14 protein-coding genes are annotated in these 18,593 nt (G+C 65.5%); 7 read left to right on the forward strand and 7 right to left on the reverse strand.

The window, feature by feature from the left end; genetic code table 11:
• Positions 1-14 precede the first annotated feature (14 nt).
• From DESFRDRAFT_RS01770 to DESFRDRAFT_RS01785, 4 genes are all read left to right on the forward strand, one after another.
• Positions 15-1,547: an MraY family glycosyltransferase gene (locus tag DESFRDRAFT_RS01770; RefSeq protein ID WP_005990535.1), complete on the forward strand. Its 1,533-nt coding sequence runs from the start codon at positions 15-17 to the stop codon at positions 1,545-1,547.
• A complete protein-coding gene (locus DESFRDRAFT_RS01775) occupies positions 1,544-2,662 on the forward strand; it encodes a glycosyltransferase (RefSeq protein ID WP_005990537.1) in 1,119 nt (372 codons plus the stop codon). The genes DESFRDRAFT_RS01770 and DESFRDRAFT_RS01775 overlap by 4 nt, the downstream gene beginning before the upstream one ends.
• Before the next feature lie 71 nt (positions 2,663-2,733).
• Positions 2,734-3,057, forward strand: a complete 324-nt coding sequence (locus DESFRDRAFT_RS01780; RefSeq protein ID WP_005990539.1) for a hypothetical protein — start codon at positions 2,734-2,736, stop codon at positions 3,055-3,057.
• Positions 3,050-3,622, forward strand: a complete 573-nt coding sequence (locus DESFRDRAFT_RS01785; RefSeq protein ID WP_005990541.1) for a WbuC family cupin fold metalloprotein — start codon at positions 3,050-3,052, stop codon at positions 3,620-3,622. Before DESFRDRAFT_RS01780 ends, DESFRDRAFT_RS01785 begins: the two co-directional genes overlap by 8 nt.
• Before the next feature lie 487 nt (positions 3,623-4,109).
• On the opposite strand, the gene DESFRDRAFT_RS01790 is transcribed toward DESFRDRAFT_RS01785, so the two are convergent.
• Positions 4,110-4,778, reverse strand: coding sequence for an HAD family hydrolase (locus DESFRDRAFT_RS01790; RefSeq protein WP_005990543.1), 669 nt, complete (start codon positions 4,776-4,778; stop codon positions 4,110-4,112).
• A 101-nt stretch (positions 4,779-4,879) separates the two neighbouring features.
• Here DESFRDRAFT_RS01790 and DESFRDRAFT_RS01795 point away from each other — a divergent pair, with 101 nt between their 5' ends.
• On the forward strand, positions 4,880-6,091 hold the full coding sequence (locus DESFRDRAFT_RS01795; RefSeq protein ID WP_233489540.1) for an NAD(P)/FAD-dependent oxidoreductase: 1,212 nt from the start codon (positions 4,880-4,882) through the stop codon (positions 6,089-6,091).
• Between the two features lie 612 nt (positions 6,092-6,703).
• Here DESFRDRAFT_RS01795 and DESFRDRAFT_RS20990 read toward each other — a convergent pair.
• The 3 genes from DESFRDRAFT_RS20990 to DESFRDRAFT_RS01810 form a co-directional block, all read right to left on the reverse strand.
• Positions 6,704-7,348, reverse strand: a complete 645-nt coding sequence (locus DESFRDRAFT_RS20990) for a class I SAM-dependent methyltransferase (protein WP_005990551.1) — start codon at positions 7,346-7,348, stop codon at positions 6,704-6,706.
• The gene (gene malQ / locus DESFRDRAFT_RS01805; protein WP_005990553.1) at positions 7,345-8,853 is read right to left on the reverse strand and encodes a 4-alpha-glucanotransferase; all 1,509 of its coding nucleotides are present in this window, start codon (positions 8,851-8,853) and stop codon (positions 7,345-7,347) included. The genes DESFRDRAFT_RS20990 and malQ overlap by 4 nt, the downstream gene beginning before the upstream one ends.
• A 305-nt stretch (positions 8,854-9,158) precedes the next feature.
• Positions 9,159-12,065 (reverse strand): insulinase family protein, encoded by a 2,907-nt coding sequence (locus DESFRDRAFT_RS01810; protein WP_005990555.1) that lies wholly within the window; start codon positions 12,063-12,065, stop codon positions 9,159-9,161.
• Positions 12,066-12,413: 348 nt separating this feature from the next.
• Here DESFRDRAFT_RS01810 and DESFRDRAFT_RS01815 point away from each other — a divergent pair, with 348 nt between their 5' ends.
• Positions 12,414-13,451, forward strand: a complete 1,038-nt coding sequence (locus DESFRDRAFT_RS01815; RefSeq protein ID WP_005990557.1) for an OmpA family protein — start codon at positions 12,414-12,416, stop codon at positions 13,449-13,451.
• A gap of 74 nt (positions 13,452-13,525) precedes the next feature.
• Positions 13,526-14,458: a LysM peptidoglycan-binding domain-containing protein gene (locus tag DESFRDRAFT_RS01820; RefSeq protein ID WP_005990559.1), complete on the forward strand. Its 933-nt coding sequence runs from the start codon at positions 13,526-13,528 to the stop codon at positions 14,456-14,458.
• Positions 14,459-14,665: 207 nt separating this feature from the next.
• Here DESFRDRAFT_RS01820 and DESFRDRAFT_RS01825 read toward each other — a convergent pair whose 3' ends face one another.
• The 3 genes from DESFRDRAFT_RS01825 to DESFRDRAFT_RS01835 form a co-directional block, all read right to left on the reverse strand.
• Entirely contained in the window at positions 14,666-15,538 is an 873-nt protein-coding gene (locus DESFRDRAFT_RS01825) for a fumarylacetoacetate hydrolase family protein (RefSeq protein ID WP_005990561.1), read from the reverse strand.
• A gap of 154 nt (positions 15,539-15,692) precedes the next feature.
• On the reverse strand, positions 15,693-16,628 hold the full coding sequence (sppA, locus tag DESFRDRAFT_RS01830) for a signal peptide peptidase SppA (protein WP_005990563.1): 936 nt from the start codon (positions 16,626-16,628) through the stop codon (positions 15,693-15,695).
• Positions 16,615-18,345, reverse strand: coding sequence for a 30S ribosomal protein S1 (locus DESFRDRAFT_RS01835; protein WP_005990565.1), 1,731 nt, complete (start codon positions 18,343-18,345; stop codon positions 16,615-16,617). The genes sppA and DESFRDRAFT_RS01835 overlap by 14 nt, the downstream gene beginning before the upstream one ends.
• Between the last annotated feature and the right edge of the window lie 248 nt (positions 18,346-18,593).

The raw sequence follows: 18,593 nt of genomic DNA on the forward strand, positions 1-18,593 counted from the left end.
TCCACACAACACCCATGGCCCCCATCATCTATCTTTTTCTGGCCGCGCTCGGCCTTTCGCTGCTGTTGACTCCCGTGGCGGGATGGCTGGGGCGGCGGTTTCGCATCCTGGCCATGCCCCAGGCCCGCACCGTGCACACCACGCCCATGCCCCGAAGCGGCGGGCTGGCGCTTTTTCTGGCGTTTTTCGGCTGTCTGGCCCTGGCCGGGACGCTGTTGCCGCCTTCCGTGACCGGCATCCTGTTCGACCGGCCCATGCGCTATGTCTACGCCGGGGCGGTGCTGATCTTCGCGGTGGGATTCGCCGACGACAAATGGACGCTGCCGTCCAAGCTCAAGCTGGCCGCCCAGATCGTGGCCGCCTGCGTGGCCTGTTTCGGCGGGGCGCGCATCGCCTCCTTCGCCATCCCCGGGCACTTCACCATCCATTTCGATCTGCTGTCCTACGCCGTCACGGTGTTCTGGTTCGTGCTGCTCATTAACGCCATCAACCTGATCGACGGTCTGGACGGCCTGGCGGCCGGGGTGGTTTTTTTCGCAAGCTCCGTGCAGGCGGTCTTGGCGGGCATGCGGGGCGAGGCGCACACGGCCGCGCTGTTCGCGGTCATGGCCGGGGCGACGCTCGGGTTTCTGCGCTACAACTTCAATCCGGCGAGCCTTTTTCTCGGCGACGGGGGCAGCTATTTCCTGGGCTACATGCTGGCCGCGCTTTCGGTTTCGGGCTCGGTCAAGAGCCAGGTCGGCGCGACGCTGCTCATGCCGCTTATCGCCCTCGGCGTGCCGCTGCTCGACACCATCACCGCGCCGCTACGGCGTTTTCTGCGCGGCCGCGACATGTTCGAGCCGGACAAGCGCCATGTGCACCACAAACTGCTCAGTCGCGGCTGGTCCCAGCGCAAGGTGGTGCTTTTCATCTACGCCATCACCATCTTCCTGGCTCTTTCCGCGCTGGTGCTGGTCAATTTGCGCAACGCCCCGGCCGGGCTGTTCCTGCTGGTCGTCGGCGCGGCGCTGGTGCTTCTGGTGCGAAAAGCCGGCTTTTTCAGCTACTTCGCCGTGGACAAGATCCTCGGCTGGCTGCGCGACGTGTCCGACGACACCGGCATCGCCCGGGAGCGGCGCACGTTTCTCAACCACCAGATCGAGATTTCCCAGGCCCCCGATATCCCCGCTCTTTGGGCACGCATGACCGCCGCCCTGGAGCTTTTGCGCTTCGACATGGCCGAGATGGTCCTTTCCGAAAACGGGGCCGGGTCTTGCCGCCTGCTGCCCGCGCCGCCGGGGAGTTCCCTCGCCGCCGATGCCGCCCCGGATGCCGCCTTTCGCTGGCGTCGGGAGGGCGGTGAAAAGTCGGACCGGGAGCTTTTGTGCTCGCCCGAGGTCATGAAGCTCGAGCTGCCGCTTCTGGGCAGGGACGGGCATGCCCTCGGGGCCTTGTGGCTGGTCAAGGACCTGGGCGCGGACCCGATCAACGAATTCACGCTGCGCCGGGTGGAAAACCTGCGCCGCACGGTGACCGCCACCCTGGAAAAGCTGGCCGCGTCATGAGGGTGTTGCAGGTCGGGAAGTTCTACCCGCCCGACCCCGGCGGCGTGGAAACGGCCACGCGACAGGTCGTGGAACAGCTCGCCGCCTTGGGCATGGAGCCGGGCGTGTTGTGCTTCGCCGGCGAGGGCCCCTACGACGACCTCGGGTTGCCCTGGCCCGTCTGGCGCGCCCCGGCCTTCGCCGCCGTCGCCAGCCAACCCCTGTCCGTCGTTTACGTGCGCCGGCTTGCCGCCCTGGCCCCCCATTTCGACGCGCTCCACGTCCACCTGCCCAATCCCCTGGCCGCCCTGGCCGTCTTTCTGGCCCGGCCCAAGGCCAGGGTCGTCCTGCACTGGCACAGCGACGTCATCGGCAAGGGAACCCTTGCCCGTCTGGTCGCGCCGCTCGAAGGCTGGCTGTGCCGCCGGGCCGATCTGGTCATCGGCCCGACCCCGGTGCACCTTGCCGCCTCCAACCGGGCGGCGGTGATCGCCCCCAAAGGCGCGGTGGTGCCCTTTTGCGTGGACCCGTCCATGCCCTCGCCCGCCGCCGCCGATGCCGCCCGGGTCGCGGCCCTGCGGCAACGCTTCGGCGGGCGCGGGATCGTTTTTTCCCTGGGACGGCTCGTGCCCTACAAAGGCTTCGACGTGCTCATCGAGGCGGCCAAGGCGCTTCCCGGCGACGTCCGGGTCGTCATCGGCGGCGGCGGGCCGCAAGCCGAAAGCCTCGCCGCCCGGATCGAGCGGGAAAATCTCGGCGCAAAGGTCTTTCTGGCCGGCCGCATCCCCGACGCCGCCATGCCCGACTGGCTGGCCGCCTGTGACGTCTTCTGCCTGCCGTCCGTGACCCGGGCCGAAATGTTCGGCATCGTCCAGCTGGAGGCCATGGCCTTTGGCAAGCCGGTCGTTTCCACGGACATCCCCGGCTCCGGCGTGCCCTGGGTCAATCGCCAGGGCGAAACCGGCCTTGTCGTGCCGCCGGGCGACGCCGCCAAACTGGCCGAAGCCCTGACCACGGTTCTGGCCGACGCCTCCCTGGCCGAGCGCCTGGGGCAAGGCGGACGCGCCGCCGTGGCCGGCCGCTTCTCGCCAAAGGCCGTGCGCCGCGCCCTGGCCGAGGCCTACGCCCGGCTGTAGAAACGATCGGTCTTCCTTTACAGCCGCCCATAACCCCGGCTATACCCGAAAAAAACGTAAAGGAGTGCGCCATGTCCGATCAGAAGTGCGGCTGCCCGTGCAGCGCGTTTTCCTCCATGACCTGGGCCGCCTCGGCTCTCGGGTTGCTCTACGTGATCTTCATGTTCTTCGAGGCCACCACCATCCGCTGGTGGATCATGCTGCCGCTGGCCCTGATCAGCTTCATTCTCTTCAATATCCAGCGCGGTCAGACCTCCGGTACGGAGAAAACCTTGTGCGCCTGGGGCTATTGGATCATCCTGATTGCCTTCATCATCCACGACATGTGCCTTTCCGGCCAGCTTGTGGCCGCCTACCAGCGCCTGACCGCCGCCGGCATTCCGCTGCATGGCTAAGCCCATCAGCCTGAATCTGCGCCGCATCTCGCCTCTGGCCACCCAGTCCGAACACGACCGGTTCGCCGTGGCGGATGCGGCGCTTTTGGCCCAAAAAGCCCGCGACGCCGCCGCCAATCCCCGCAAACGCGAGATCCACTGTTTTCACGCCGACAACGCGGCCAGCCTGCACCGCATGATAAACGCACTGCAGCCCGGTACCTACGTGCGGCCGCACCGGCACCTCGATCCGCCGAAAGACGAGGCCTTCGTGCTGCTCACCGGCAGGTTGGGCTTTATCTGCTTCAAGGATGACGGCGGCTTCGACCGCGAGGACTGCGCCATCCTCGACCGCGATCTGGGAACCTACGCCCTGGACGCGCCCGCCGGCGGCTGGCACGCCATCCTGGCCCTCGTCCCGGACACCACCCTCTTCGAAGTCAAACCCGGCCCCTACAGTCCTGCCTCGGACAAGGACTTCGCGCCCTTCGCCCCGGCCGATACCGACTCTGCCGCCCTGGGCTACCTCCAGGCCACCGAAGACCGCTTTCGCATGCTGCTGGGGCTTCCGGCCCGAGACTGGTAGCGAACGGAGGGGGCGGGGCTCTGCCCCGAACCCCGCCGGGAGGCCACGGGCCCCCCGGACCCCCCGTCCGGTGTGCTTTGGCCGGGCGGAGGCGGGGACGGTTGGCGCTCAGGCGGAGTGCGGAGAAGATGGAGGCGGAATTTGTCGGGACGGTGCATGTCGCTTCGCGACAAGCTCGTCCCAAGCAAATTCCGCCTCCACCACGCCGTCGCCCCTTCGGGGCGAAAAGGGTGGAGAAAGATCACCAGAGCCTTTTGAAAAATCCGTTCTTAAAATGCGGCGCTTCGCCGCTGGCGTGGTTGTTGCCGCAATCGCGTCCGGCGTCGGGGCGCGAAGCGCCTCGTGTCGCCGGGCCGATTGCGGCAACAAGAGCAACCCGACTCGCCCCGCACCGTCCACCTTCCCCGCCACCCACCATCCCAACCCGGTAAAGGGAGGTCCGGAGGGCATAAGCCCTCCGGCGGGGTCCGGGGCAGAGCCCCGGTTTCTACGACTCCAACATCCCCACCAACTCCCCGACGTTATCCGCCAGATAATCCGGCTTATGCGCGGCCAGTTCCGCGCGGGGCACGCGGCCGCTGGCCACGCCGGCTGTCAGGGTGCCGGCGGCCTTGCCGGTATCGAGGTCCATGGGGTGGTCGCCGACCATGAGCGACCGGGCCGGGGTGGCGCACAGGGCGGCGAGGGCGTCGAGGAGATGCCGGGGGTCGGGTTTGACGTGCCGGGCGTCGTCGCGGGCCAGGATGACGCCGACGAAGTCCCGGGCGTCGGGAAAGATGCGGTTTATGGCGGCCCGGCAGTTGCGGGTGATGATGCCGATCTTGACGCCTTTGCCGGCGAGCCGGGCCAGGGCTTCCCGGGTGTGGGGGAAGAGGGCGGCCCGGGCGGCGGCTTCGATTTCCTGGTCTTTTATGGCCTGGGCGACCTGGGCCAGGAAGCGGCCGGCGGCTTCGGGGGCGGCGGGGCGGATGCGGGCGGCGAGGGTGGCGGCGTATTCCAGGGCCGGCAGGCCGTTCGGGGGCGGCACTTCGGCCAGGTAGGGCCGGGCGGCGTCGGCGACACGGGCTTTCATGGCGGTGAAGTCGAGGACGAGTTCGGCGAGGGTTCCGTCGAAGTCGAAGACGACGGCGTCGGGGAGGGTACGGATGGGCGGCATGGCGAATGGGCCTCGCCCCGCATTGCCGTGCGGGGCCGCTGTGGTTATGGTGCTGCAATTTTTAGATGCGGCGGGCCGGTCTGGCAAGTCGTGAAACCCTTTTGCCCCTTTTTTTTGCCATGAGTGTAACCCACGACGTCGTCATTGTTGGCGCGGGGCCGGCCGGGGCCACGGCGGCCCAGGTGCTGGCCCAGAAGGGCGTGACGGTCCTTTTGCTGGATAAGGCGGAATTTCCCCGGGACAAGCTGTGCGCCGGGCTCTTGACCTGGAAGGCGGTGGACGTGCTGGAGCGCGTCTACGGCGATACGGCCGAGGGGCTTTTGGCCTCGGGCGTGTTCGATTCCGCCTCGCCCGGCTATCGCATCCGTTTCCGGGAGCGCACCATCGCTTCCGGGGAGATGTTTTATCCGTTTCATTTCACCATGCGCCGGGTGTTCGACAAGCATCTGCTCGACCGGGCCGTGCGTTCGGGGGCCCAGGCGCGTCTCGGCGAGGCGGTGACCTTCGTGGATCCGGTGACGGGCGTGGTCCGGCTGGCCGGGGGCGAGGCGTTTCGCGCCAGATATATCATCGGCGCGGACGGCGTGGCCAGTGTGGCGCGCCGGGCCTGTCCGTTCGATATGGCGGCCTGGAAGCACGGCATGGGCGGAGCCATGGAGTTTTACCTGCCTTATGGCGACCCGCGCCTGGCCGGAGCGGTGCACAAGGACCTGCGCGCGCCGTTCCCGACGGTCTACGCCGGTTTTCTGCGGGCCGGATATGGCTGGGTGTTCCCGCACAAGGACAAGCTCGCCATCGGCATCGGCGGCCACAGCCTGCTTCATGGCAAGGAGTTTCGCGGCAAGTTTCGCGAGTTCCTGGACTTCCTGGGCCTGCCCCGGGAGCTTGCCGACGCGTCCAAGGGGCACGGACTCCCCTACGGCAATTATCTGGAAAAGCCCTGGCACGGCCGGGTGCTGCTGGCCGGGGACGCGGCCGGGTTGGTGGAGACGCTTTTCGGCGAGGGTATCTATTATGCGCTGCGAAGCGGCGAGTTGGCCGGGGCGGCCGTGGCCGACGCTTTGACAAAGGGCCTGGACCCGACGATCCCTTACGGCAAGGGGCTCAAGCGCGATATCCTGCCGGAGCTTGTCTGGTCGCGCAAACTGCGCCGCGTGCTCTACGCCAGCCAGTCCTGGGGATTTTTGCCGCTTCTGTGCTTTGTCCGGGGCGGCGGACGGCTGCTCGGCGAGATGGTGCACGGCGTGCGGTCCTACCGTTTGCTGTTGCGCCGGGCCAAGGGGCCTCAGGAGTCGGCGTGGGGCGGGCGATGATGGGCGCGGGTCGCCCCCGGATCGCGGCCATGGGCCGTGTGCTGCTCGTGGTGGCGCTTATGGCCCTTGCCGTCCTGGCCGGATGCGCCGGCACGGCGAAGAAGAAGCCAGCGCCCAAGCCCACGGGTTTTTCCTCGGCCGACGAGAAAAGCGTCCACGAGTTCATGACGCGGTATCCGAACGCCGTCATGCGCGGCGACGTCCAGGAGCTGATGCGCCTTTATACCAACGACGCCAAAATCGTGCCGCTTTTGGGCGGGGTGATCCGTCCGATCCGGGCCGGGGAAATGAAAAAACGCCTGCCCGGAGTGGTGGCCGAGGAGCGTCGGGTGGGGCTTCGCGTCGTCTTCCACGAGCCCATGCACATCGAGGTCAAAGGGGAGCGGGCCTCGGTGCGGCTGGTGGCCTCGCTTTCCTGGAAGGACAAGGGCAAGGAGCACAAGGCGAACCTGAACTGCTTTTTCGGGCTCATCCAGGACGAGCACTACATCTGGCGCATCAAGGAGGCCCACGGCGAGCCGGTCAAGCAGGACTTCGTCCTGCCGCGGAAGAAAAAGCCGCTGCCCCCCCGCGATGCCAAACCGCGCCGGCCAAGGACAAAGCCGATCGTCATCAAGGGCGAGCCGGAAAACGTGGCGAGACCCGCGCCGCCACAAGAGACGCCCGTCCCAGAAGACACGGGACCGCAGGTTCCGCCGGCTCCAGCCCCAGACGTCGACAAAGGCCCGCAACCCCTTTTCTGAGCATGAAATCCCTGTAGTTGCGGTAATGCTCCGCCCCGGCCAGACGTTCGGCCAGGGGCACGAGCAGCCCCGCCATCCCGCCGGTCGTCGCGGCCGTGTAGTCGACCATGAGCAGATGGCCGCCCGGGCGCGTGACCCGCTCCATCTCGCGCGCCATGGCCAGCCGGTCGGGCTCGGCGTTTTCGTGCAGGGCCAGGGTGATGCAGGCCGCGTCGAAGGTCGCGTCGGCAAAGGCCAGCCGCCGGGCGTCCATGCGGGCGAAGGGGGAGCGGTCGCCGACCGTTTTGTGGGCCACGGCCAGCATGGCCGGCGAGGCGTCCACGCCAAGGGCGTGCAAGCCCGCCCGGCGCAGCATGAGCGTTTGCCGGCCCGTGCCGCAGCATACGTCCAGCACGCGGCCTGCCCCGAGCCGGCGAAGGGCGTCGCGCACCAGCCGGCGGATGGGATCGAGAAACAGCGCCGTGGCCGGGTCGTAGCCCAGGGCCATGAGGCGGTAGGGATCGCCGGCGCTCAATGGTTGCGGCCGAATATCTCGGTCATGGCCCGAAGCCTGGCCGCGAGTCCGTCCTCGAATTGGTCTTCCGTGGCCCGCCAGCCCCAGTTGCCCTTGGCCACGGACGGCATGTTCATGCGCGCTCCCTCGCCGAGGTTGAGCAGGTCCTGCATGGGGGTCACGGCCGTTGCCGCCGCGCTGCCCATGACCAGCCGGATAAGCTCCCAGGACGTCTGCTCCGGCGCGATCTCCCGGCCGAGGTAGGCGAAAAGCGCGCGGAGTCCCTCGGGACCGGCCTCGCCGCCCCGCGCCCAGCCGAGCGTGGTGTTGTTGTCGTGGGTGCCGGTGTAGGCCACGCAGTTGCGCTCGTAATTGTGCGGCGCGTCCCGGTTGGCGGCGATGCCCGGGCCGAAGGCGAATTGCAGGATCTTCATGCCGGGAAAGCCGAAAGCGGCCATCAACTCGCGCACCTCGGCCGTGATGACCCCGAGGTCCTCGGCGATAAGCGGCAGCGACGGGAACCGGCGCAGCATGGCCTTGAAAAGCTCCATCCCCGGCGCCTTGACCCAGGTGCCGCGCACGGCGGTCGCCTCGCCGGCCGGAATCTCCCAATAGGCCTCGAAGCCCCGGAAATGGTCCAGCCGGATGATGTCGTAGACGTCGAGGTTGTGGCGCATGCGGTGCATCCACCAGTCGAAGGCGGTGCGCTCATGGGCCGGCCAGTCGTAGACCGGATTGCCCCAGCGCTGGCCCGTCTTGCTGAAATAGTCCGGCGGCACCCCAGCCACGAAAAGCGGCCGCTTGTCCGCCCCGAGCTTGAAAAGCCCCGGATTGGCCCAGACGTCGGCGCTGTCCTGGGTGACGTAGATGGGCATGTCGCCGATGACCTGGATGTCGTTTTCCAAAAGATGCCGGCGCAGCGCCCGCCATTGGGAAAAAGCCAGGTATTGCACGAAGCGCAGGTACTCGATTTCCTCGGCCTGCCGTTCCCGCACCGCCGATAGCGCCTCGGCCCGGCGGTCGCGCAGCTCCACCGGCCATTCGGCCCAGCCCTGGCCGTCGCGCTCGCGCTTGATGGCCCGGAAAAGCGCATAATCGTCGAGCCAGTGGTCCGCGTCGTGGCAGAAAACGGCAAAGCCCGCGTCCGCCGCCAACCGCTCCCGGTTCTCGGCGAAGGCTCGGCGCATGAGCCCGTCCTTGTAGCTCTCCGCGCCCTCGTAGTCGGCCACGTTCGGCCTGTGTTGCGCATAGCCGCCTTCGATGTCCGCCTCCGTGAGCCAGCCGTCCGCCGCCATGCGCTCGGGGCTTACCAGCAGCGGATTGATGGCAAAGGCGGAATCGCTGCTGTACGGGGAATTGCCGATGTAGGTCGAGGTGGGATTGAGCGGCAGGATCTGCCAATAGGACTGGGCCGCCTTGGCCAGAAACCGGGCGAAACGCCTGGCCCCGGGGCCGAAATCGCCAATGCCGAACCGCGACGGCAATGACGTGATGTGCATCAACACACCACTGGCTCTGCGCTGCATGTGGACTCCTTTGCTGGGCGGAGGAGAGGATGGGGAGAGTGCGGGGGAGGGAACCCCTTTTTGCAAAAAGGGGTTCCCTCCCCCGCGCCCCCTCCCACCCCAAAAACTCCTCATGGGTGCCTAGGTCTTTCACCCTTACCATGACGGTTTTGCGCTTCGGAGGCAACTTTCGCGGGTGTCCGTTGTTCGGTGGGGCGTGCGTCGCCGACCGCCCACGCCCCACCGTATAATGGGGGTCCGGGGGAGCCGTGCTCCCCCGGCGGGGTCTGGGGCGGAGCCCCGGACCTTGTAGTCGCTCTTCTTCCTTACAGCACGTCCAGCCGCGACAGGTTCGGCACGGACAGGGCGTCGAGGGACGGGGTGGGGCCGAGGACCACGATGGCGGCGTCCTTGGCCGCGGCCTCGAGGGCCTCGCCGAATTCCCGGAACTGCCGGATGCTGGCCGAAAGCACCTGGCCGCGCATGGCGGCGCGGATCTCCGGCGTATCGCCCACGAGCCGGCGCACCATGGCCACGTGTCCCTTGGCGTCGGGCAGCATGTGGGCGTCGATGTCGCCGATGGTGCCGATGACGGCCCGGGTCATCTCCTCGGCGTCCAGGTTCGCCTCCAGGAGGTAGCGCCCGGCCTGGCGGAAGGTGTCTATCGTGGCGTCGGTATTGGGGTCGCGGTAGGAGACGAAGACGATCTGTCCCGCCAGCCGGTCCAGGGCGCAGAAGGCGCCGTACGCGCCGCCGCGCACCCGCACGCGGTCCCAGAGATAGGCCATGCGCAGATGGCGGGCGGCCACGAGGTTGGCCCCGTCGAAGGTCCAGCCCGTTTTGGACAGGTCCATGCCGACGCCGACGTAGTGCACCTGGGCCGGGATGGCGATGCCCTCGGCCGGCGGCACCTCGGGCCGGCTCCAGGCGGCCGGGGCGGGCTTGGCGGCGGGCAGGCGGTTTAAAAGTCCCGACACGGCGGTTTCCGTGATGGCCATGGCGTCCGGGGAGACGGTCAGGCCGGCGATGGCCCCCTCGCGGGTCAGCACCACGTCGCGCAGGGTCTCCAGGTCGCGGCGCACGGCGTCGTAATCCGTGTCGATGCGGTCGATGAGTTCGCGCAGATAGAAGAGCTGGGACACGCCGCGCAGGCGTTCGCCCACGCTTCCGGCCAGGGTGTAGCGGGCCCGCAGCCTCGATCCGGCCGTGGCGTGCCCGGCCGGGGCCAACTGGCGTTCCAGGCGCGATTTGGCCTCCAGGGCCATCTGGGCGAAGCGTTCCTTGTTGCCGAAGTCCGTGCCGCTGATGAGTTCCTCGAGGATGTCGAGAAACTCCTGCGCTTTTTCCAAGGTGGCCTTTCCCCGCAGCACCAGCTTGGCCAATGCGTCGTCGGGGCCGGTGCCCACGCGGCTCGCCACCAGCGCCTCGCGGGAGATGCCGCCGGTCTTGGCCGCGATGCGCCGGGTGAGGGTCACGGCGTCGGTGCGGTCGGTGCCGAGCTCCAAAAGCGCCCGGCCGAAAAGCGGCACCAGGGGCAAAAGGTGGTCCGGCACGCCGGAGAGGGGAAAACCCAGGTCGCAATAGACGATGCCCGAGGTCTCCAGGGGATGGAGAAACAGGGAGACCGGGGCGCGTTCCACCATGTCCTCGGGAATGGGCGTTTCGGCGACCGGCAGGTCGTCCAGGGCGAGGCTCGGAATCGTGGCCAGGTCCTCCGGCGTATCCGGGGTTTCCTGGAGCCGGCGCAGTTCCTCCTGTGCGTCGGCGATGGCCTTTTTCCCTTTTTCGTCAAGGCCGGCGGCGACGGCGTCCAGGTCGGCCCGTTCCTCGGCCAGCCGTTTGGCGTCGAGTTCGGTGTCGGGCACCAGCGACAGGGTGACGCGGTGGGGATTGTCCAGAAGGTAGGTGCGGATGGCCTCTTCGAGGACCTTTTCGCCGGCGGCGAGTCTGGTCTTCAGGCGATCGAGGGGGCCGGAAAAGCGCAGCGGCGAAAGCGGGTCGCCGTCGTGAAGCCAGGTGGTCAGCGTACGCAGCATGAGCGAGAGTCCGCGCGGAAACGAGCCGGTGTTGTTTTCCCGCAGCGCGAACTCCAGGGCGTTGACCCCGGCTTCCACGGCGTCGGCCGGCAGCCCGGAATCGGCCAGCCAGGTGAGCGTGCCCCGGATGAGCTTTTCCACCTCCGGGCTCGTGCCGGTCTTGATGCCTTTGAGGCCCACGGAGAAATACATCTGGCGCAGTTCGGTTTCCAGGCCGCCGCCGGCCAGGTCCTCGCCCAGGCCGCTGTCGAGCAGCGCCTTTCGCAGCGGCGAGGAGGGCAGGCCGATCAGCACGTGCTCCAGGACTTCCAACGTGAGCACGAGGTCCTGGTCCGCGGTCTCGGGCAACAGCCAGTTGACGGTGACGAAGCCCCGGTCGGCCTGGCCGGGCGCGGCGGCGTAGGGCATCTCCTTGTCGCGGGGGGCGGTGAAGGGGACCTGGACCGCGACGTGGGAATCGACCGGCCGGGCGTCGAAGCTGCTGAAATAGTCGTCCAGGATGCGCAGGCGTTCGTCCGGGTCGTCGTCGCCGGAGAAAAAGGCCCGGGCGTTGGAAGGATGGTAATAGGTATCGTGGAAGGCCTTGAATTCCTCGTAGGTAAGCGTGGGGATCACCTTGGGATCGCCGCCGGAATCCACGCCGTAGGTGGTGTCCGGAAAGAGCAGACGCTGGGAGAACTCGCCGAGCACGGAATCGGGCGAGGAGTAGGCGCCCTTCATTTCGTTGAAAACCACGCCGCTGCGCGTCAGCTCCTTTGTGGCGTTCCACTCGAAGTGCCAGCCTTCCTGGAGGAAGACGTGTCGTGGAATGCGCGGGTAGAACACGGCGTCGAGATACACGTCTATTAGGTTGTAGAAGTCCCGCAGATTGGTCGACGCAACGGGATAGCAGGTCTTGTCGGGATAGGTGAAGGCATTGAGGAAGGTCTGCAGCGACCCCTTGAGCAGCTCCACGAACGGTTCCTTGACGGGGTACTTGCGCGAGCCGCACAGCACCGAGTGCTCGAGGATGTGGGGCACGCCAGTGGAATTGGCCGGCGGGGTGCGGAAGCTTATGCCGAAGACCTTGTTGGCGTCGTCGAGGGAAAGCGACAGGACCTGCGCCCCGGTGCGGTCGTGGCGGGCCAGGACGGCCCTGGCGGCGTATTCGTCGAGGGTCTCGTCGCGAAGGACGGTGAATCCGAAAGTGGGGGACATCGTTTCTCCTGCGTTTTGCGTTGGGCTCCGGCCGATTTCGAGCCGGACGAATTTTTTCTACACTTTTAAGGGAAAGATGCTATAGCAGGGTCGTGACCGGCCACGGGTCCCGGCCGGTTTGGCAGGGGAAAAGAGGCGCATCCACTTGCGCTTGCTTGCAAAAAGCACTATACCTTTAACCGGAAACCTGAGGGAAGCCACCTGGAATTCGTTTTTTCCCAACTATTTGGGAAATATCCGGGAGGCGGGGTTCGCGTCCTTTCGCGGGCGGACCCTGTTTTTTGCGACGAAAGAGGGTGTTTTTTTGGCAAAGGTGAATCTCATTTCACTTGCTCCGAGGAGGGAGTTATGAACAAGAAACTTCAGATTTTGCTGGTGGCCGTGGTCACCTTGCTGCTGGGATTCAGCGGCCCGGCCATGGCGAAGAAGCAGGTTCCCAAGGTCGATAACTTCATCTATTTTATCGACCATTCGAGCTCCATGGCCTTCTCCTACAAGGGGCAGCGCTATGTGCAGTTCGGCGGTGTCTCTAAGATCATGATGGCCAAGTCCCTGGCCCGTGAGCTCAACAAGATGACCCCCGAGCTCGGCTACAAGGCCGGCCTGTACACCTTCGCCCCGTACAAAGAGTACGCCGCGATGGCTCCCTACAGCCAGGCCACCCTGGGCGCCGCTATCGAGAAGATCTCCACCGACTACAGCGTCTACGGCCGCATGACCCCCATGGGCCGTGGCCTGGAAGACCTGGACAAGCTGCCGCTGTCCACCCTGTCCGGCAAGACCGGCGTGTTCATCTTCTCTGACGGCGACTCCAACTGCGGCGTCGACCCGGTTGCCGTTGCCCAGTCCCTGAAGGCCAAATACGGCGACAACCTGTGCTTCTACATCGTCGACCTGTCCGACAGCAAGCATGGCCAGCAGGTGCTCAAGGCCATCGCCGCCATGGGCAAGTGCAACTGCATCGAGCTCGGCGAAGAGCTGCTGCGCAACGAAGCCGCCCGCGAGCGCTTCCTTGAGTGCGCCCTGTACGAGTGGATCGAAGACGAAATCGTCGTCTTCCGCAGCATCTACTTCGACTTCGACAAGTACAACATCAAGCCCGAATTCGTGCCCGTCCTCGAGGAAGGCACCGCCATCATCAAGTCCAAGCCGACCATGAAGGTTATCCTCGAAGGTAACACCGACAGCATCGGCACCCCGCAGTACAACATGAAGCTCGGCCAGCGCCGCGCCGACTCCGTCAAGGCCTTCTTCGTGAAGAAGGGCATCGACGCCAGCCGCATCGAGGCCATCAGCCTCGGCCTGACCGATCCGGTCGCCACCAACAAGACCGCTCAGGGCCGCGCCCTGAACCGCCGGTGCGTGATCAAGTTCAAGAATATGTAAGCGAGACGTAACCCGTCTCCCTGGCCAGACGCCCTTTGGGGCGTCTGGCCTTGTATTTTGAACGGAGCACTCGGATGCCAAGCGCCAGAACCTGTATCGCCTTCGCGTTCGTTCTCGCCGTCCTTCCCGTCGCCGCCTGGGCCGGCGTCAACATCTACCCCGCTGATGGTCCCGCCCCCACGCTCCACGTGGAAGAGCCCAAGCCGCTGGAATACAAAGTCCGCAAGGGTGACTCCGTGGCGGCTATCGCCAAAAAATTTTCCATCAACTCCAAGGAGTTGATGCAGGCCAACAAGCTGACCGATCCGCGTAAGCTCAAGGCCGGACAGACGCTCAAAATCCCGGGAAAAAACGCCGCTCCCGCCCCGGCCGCCGTGCCCGCCGTCGCGACGAAAAGCGCTCCCGCCGACACTAAGCCGGCCAAAACGGTCGCGGCGGCTCCCGCGCCCGCCGCGCCTGTCGTTGCCGATGCCGCCGCGCGCAAGGCCGGCAAGAAAGGCATGATTGTCGACCCGGGCGTGGATGAAAGCGCCCCGGTCAAAGGCAGGAAGGGCAAGAAGGGCAAATATGCCCCCGCCCCCGTGGTTGCGGCGCCGCCCATCGAAGTCACCGAAAAGATGCGATCCTCCTTCGGCAAGACCGGCGTCATCACGAACAATACCGACGTGCCGCAAAACATCCGCGACGAATTTCTGGTCTATGCCAAGAAGTGGGTGGATGAGCTCGACAGACTCGGCGTCGGCACCATCACCAACAAGAAGATCAAGCAGGTCGGCGACCACTGGGAAGCCAGCTACCGGGTCATCGTCCGGGAATCGCTCGGCGCGGAGGTCAAACGCGTGCAGTACACGCACACCCCGTATGTGGGCCACATCACCTACATGCAGCGTGTCTACACCTGCGATGCGCCGACCAAACAGGCGGCCCTGGCCGGGCCGTACACGTCCAAAGACGAGAACATCCGCGAGATTTTCAGCTACTCCGCCAAGAAGAAAGCCTGGCGCTAGTTTGCGGGAAGCGTGGAGAAGATGCGAGAGGGGGACCCTTTTTGAAAAAAAGGGTCCCCCTCTCGCGCTCTCCCCTCCCAAAAACTTTCAACGATTACGGCATATTCACAGACAACATGCCGTCATTATGAAAAGTCTTTGGAAAGGGGGTCTGGGGGAAAACTTTTCTTCAGAAAAGTTTTCCCCCAGATTTCTTTTTCAAAATTATCAGACCGCCTCGTCGGCGACAGGGTTTCGCAGCACGCCGTAGCCCTCGAGTTCGATTTCGCAGACGTCGCCAGGCTTGAGGAAGACGGGCGGGGTGCGGGCAAAGCCGACGCCGGACGGCGTGCCGGTGACGATGACGTCGCCGGGGGCCAGGGTCATGGCTTCGGAGAGCGCGGCCACAAGCGTGGGCACGTCGAAAAGCATGTCCGCCGTGGACGCTTCCTGCATGATCTCGCCGTTGACCGCCGCAGACAGGCGCAGGCCCCTGGCTCCGAGGGGCAGCTCGTCGGTGGTGCACAGTTCGGGGCCGAACGCGCCCGTATTGTCGAAATTCTTGCCCAAAAACCACTGGCTGGAGCGAAACTGGTAGTCGCGGACGGAACCCTCGTTGAAAAGGGCGTAGCCGGCCACATGGGCCAGGGCGGCCTCGGCCGGGATGTGTCGGCCGCCGATGCCAATGATCGCGGCCACCTCGGCCTCGAAATCGAGTTTCCGGGAGACACGGGGACGTAGCAGCGGGGCGTTGTGGCCGATGAGGGTCGTGGCCATGCGTCCGAAAAAGACGGGGTGCTCGGGCAGGCTCCTGGGGTCGATCTCGATGGCATGGTCCACGTAATTGAGCCCGACGCACAGGATCTTGTCGGGATGCGGCACCGGGGGCAGCAGGCGGACGGCGGAAAACCGCAGTTGCGCATGGGACGGGGCGCCAGCGGCGGCGGCTTCGGCGGCGGCAAGCCCGGCATCGCCCATGGCCAACAGGGACTTCATGTCCCGGGGCAGTTCCGGGGCGGCAATGGCCAGATCAATCAGGACATCGCCCAGCCGCGCACCAAGGCGCGGACCGTCGGCATGGGAAAAGGTGACAAGACGCATGGTCCCTCCTTTACGGCGACTGTGGGACTGTAGAAGGGGGGGCGGCGCGGGTCAAGAACAAGGCCGGAATCCTCGCCTTACGCGAAGGTCATGATCGTCTAGGGAAAAGGGGCAGAAAGGGCGTAAAGCCGATTTGGGGCCGGGAAAGGCCTTTTCAGCGTCCCTGAGGCAGGGACTGGACGTTTGCCAGCTCCGAAAGCACGGTCACAAGCGCCATGCCGCGAAGATCGGGCAGGGACAGGGAAGAAGACAGCTTTTCCAGCAGGCTCGTCTTTTTCTTGGGGCCCTTGAGCAGGGGGACGTCGCCGGTCAGGCCGGTTTCCTTTTTCAGGTAGTCCACGGCCTCTTCCTGGCCGCCGAGCTCGTCGACAAGGCCGAGTTCCAGGGCGCGCGCCCCGGTCATGGCCCGTCCGTCCGCAATGGCGGCGATGGCGTCCTTGGCCAGCTTGCGCTGCTTGGCCACGTCGCCGGAAAACTGCTTGTTGAGGTCGTCGATCAGGCCCTTGAGATAGGCGCGCTGGTCGTCGGTCAGGGGCTTGAAGGGGCTGCCCGCATCCTTGAGCTTGCCCGTGGTCAGGGATTCGAAGTCGATGCCGAGCTTTTGCAGCAGGTCGCGCACATTGGCGAATTGCGTCATGACGCCGATGCTGCCGGTGATGGTGCCGGGGTTGGCGAAGATGCGCCCGGCCGGACAGGCGGCGTAGTAGCCGCCCGAGGCGGCGACGGCGGAGAAGGAGGCCACGACCGGCTTGACCGCGCGCAGCTTTTTGACCGCCATGTACATTTCCTGGGACGGGCCGAAGGCTCCGCCCGGGGAATTGACGCGCAGAACCACGCCTTTGACCGACTTGTCCTCGCGCAGCTTGCGGATAAAGGCCACCACGTCCTCGGCGGCGACGATGGGGCCTTCGATGCGCACCACGCCGATGCGCGGTTCGGCCGCGCCAAGCAGGCTGCCGCCTTCCTCGTCGTGGCCAAAAACGCCGCAAGCGGCCGCGATCCCCAAAACGAGGATCACGGCCGCCACGGCAATAACCAGCCCGAAGAGTCCGGGGCGGCGTGAAGCGAAGGATTGGTTAGCGCTGGGCATCCTCTTCCAACTTCTGACGGAGGAGCTCGCCAAGGTTGCTGCCCGTGTCGGACGGACCAGCGGTGCGGAATTCCTTGGCCTTGCGTTTGTCCTCTTCGTCCTTGATGGACTTGATGGACAGGCCCAGGCGGCGTTCGTCGGCGCTGACGTGGATGACCTTGGCTTCGATCTCGTCCCCTTCCTTGTACAGCTCGGCCGGGGTCTTGACCTTCTTGCGGCTGATCTCCGAGACGTGGACCAAGCCCTCGATGCCTTCCTCGACCTCGACGAAGAGGCCGAAGTCGGTGATGTTGGTCACCGTGCCCTTGACCATGGTGCCGACCGGGTAGGTGTCGGGCACGCGGGTCCAGGGATCCTCGGAAAGCTGCTTGATGCCGAGGGTGAACTTCTCGTTTTCCTTGTCCACGGTAAGGACCTTGGCCATGACGATGTCGCCGGTCTTGAACATCTCGCCGGGGTGGCGGACCTTTTTGGTCCAGGAGATGTCGGAGACGTGGATCAGGCCGTCGATGCCGTCCTCGATGCCGATGAAGATGCCGAATTCGGTGATGTTTTTCACCGAACCCTCAAGGATGGTGCCCTCGGGGTACTTCTCGGCCACGATATCCCAGGGATTGGGCCGCACCTGCTTCATGCCGAGCGAGATGCGCTTCTTCTCGGGATCGACGGAAAGGACCACGACCTCGACCTCGTCGCCGACGTGGACCATCTGGCTCGGGTGGCGCAGCTTGCGGGTCCAGGACATCTCGGAGATGTGGACCAGGCCCTCGACGCCGGCCTCGAGCTCGACGAAAGCGCCGTAGTCGACCAGGTTGGTGACCTTGCCGGCGAGGCGGGTGCCTTCGGGATACTTGCCGGCGATGTTTTCCCAGGGGTCGGACACGAGCTGCTTCATGCCGAGAGAAACTTTCTGCTTCTCCTGGTCGAAGGACAGGACCTTCAGTTCCAGTTCGTCGCCGAGGTGCACAAGCTCCTTGGGGTGCTTGATGCGTTTCCAGGACATGTCGGTGATGTGCATGAGACCGTCGAGACCGCCGAGGTCGACGAACACGCCGTACTCGGTGATGTTCTTGACCCGGCCGGTGACGACCTGGCCTTCCTCGAGGGTCTTGAGCAGATCCTTGCGCATGGAATCACGGCGTTCCTCGAGCAGCACGCGGCGCGAAACGATGACGTTGCTGCGGCGGCGGTTGATCTTCAGAACGCGGAATTCGAACTCCTGGCCGACCAGGGCGTCCATGTCGGGCACGGGCCGCAGGTCGACGTGGGAGCCGGGCAGGAACGCTTCGACGCCACCAAGGTCGACGGTGTAGCCGCCCTTGATGCGGCGCACGATCCGACCGGTGATGACGTCATCTTTTTCCTGGATTTCCTCGAGCTTATCAAAAAGCTGCATCCGTTTGGCCCGCTCGCGGGACAGGTAGATGGTGCCTTCGGATTCGTTCTTGGAGACGACGTAGACGTCGATCTGATCACCGACGGCCACTTCGAGCTCGCCGGCGCCGTCTTGAAATTCACTGACGGGAATCTGGCCTTCGGACTTGAAGTTCACGTCGACGAGGACGTGCTCCTTGCCGATACGCACCACGACGCCCTGGGTGATGGAACCTTCTTCCAGGTCGCCGAAATCCTCATTGAGGTAGTTTTCGAGCGCGGCCTCGAAGTTGACTTCCATATCCGAGTTAGGGTTGGCATTCATTTCCGGGGTTTTGTCCATGAGTTGACCTCCAACGCGATCTATCCCTCGTAAAAAGGATTGTTGGTCGTAGCAGAAAGACCGCGAAGGCACAACTCCAATATCCCGGCGTTTTCAGGGAAAAAAAGGGCTTTTCAAAGGTTCCGCATGTGTCGGAAAGGGCGATAAAGTGCGCTGCGACCGCCGGTTGCGGGATAAAACTCGAGCGAGGTGATCGGAAAAAGTCGGGCAGGACCGCGTGTGGCAGGCCCAGACCGCTCCAGGCGTCG

The sequence above is a fragment of the Solidesulfovibrio fructosivorans JJ] genome (genome assembly GCF_000179555.1).
Taxonomy (GTDB): Bacteria; Desulfobacterota; Desulfovibrionia; order Desulfovibrionales; family Desulfovibrionaceae; genus Solidesulfovibrio; species Solidesulfovibrio fructosivorans.

Coding starts and splice junctions, on each gene's coding strand:
- DESFRDRAFT_RS01815 (WP_005990557.1), top strand. CDS start 12,414: ATGAACAAGAAACTTCAGATTTTGCTGGTGGCCGTGGTCACCTTGCTG.
- DESFRDRAFT_RS01810 (WP_005990555.1), bottom strand. CDS start 12,065: ATGTCCCCCACTTTCGGATTCACCGTCCTTCGCGACGAGACCCTCGAC.
- DESFRDRAFT_RS01770 (WP_005990535.1), top strand. CDS start 15: ATGGCCCCCATCATCTATCTTTTTCTGGCCGCGCTCGGCCTTTCGCTG.
- DESFRDRAFT_RS01780 (WP_005990539.1), top strand. CDS start 2,734: ATGTCCGATCAGAAGTGCGGCTGCCCGTGCAGCGCGTTTTCCTCCATG.
- DESFRDRAFT_RS01820 (WP_005990559.1), top strand. CDS start 13,526: ATGCCAAGCGCCAGAACCTGTATCGCCTTCGCGTTCGTTCTCGCCGTC.
- DESFRDRAFT_RS01790 (WP_005990543.1), bottom strand. CDS start 4,778: ATGCCGCCCATCCGTACCCTCCCCGACGCCGTCGTCTTCGACTTCGAC.
- DESFRDRAFT_RS01835 (WP_005990565.1), bottom strand. CDS start 18,345: ATGGACAAAACCCCGGAAATGAATGCCAACCCTAACTCGGATATGGAA.
- DESFRDRAFT_RS01785 (WP_005990541.1), top strand. CDS start 3,050: ATGGCTAAGCCCATCAGCCTGAATCTGCGCCGCATCTCGCCTCTGGCC.
- DESFRDRAFT_RS01775 (WP_005990537.1), top strand. CDS start 1,544: ATGAGGGTGTTGCAGGTCGGGAAGTTCTACCCGCCCGACCCCGGCGGC.
- sppA (WP_005990563.1), bottom strand. CDS start 16,628: ATGCCCAGCGCTAACCAATCCTTCGCTTCACGCCGCCCCGGACTCTTC.
- DESFRDRAFT_RS01825 (WP_005990561.1), bottom strand. CDS start 15,538: ATGCGTCTTGTCACCTTTTCCCATGCCGACGGTCCGCGCCTTGGTGCG.
- malQ (WP_005990553.1), bottom strand. CDS start 8,853: ATGCAGCGCAGAGCCAGTGGTGTGTTGATGCACATCACGTCATTGCCG.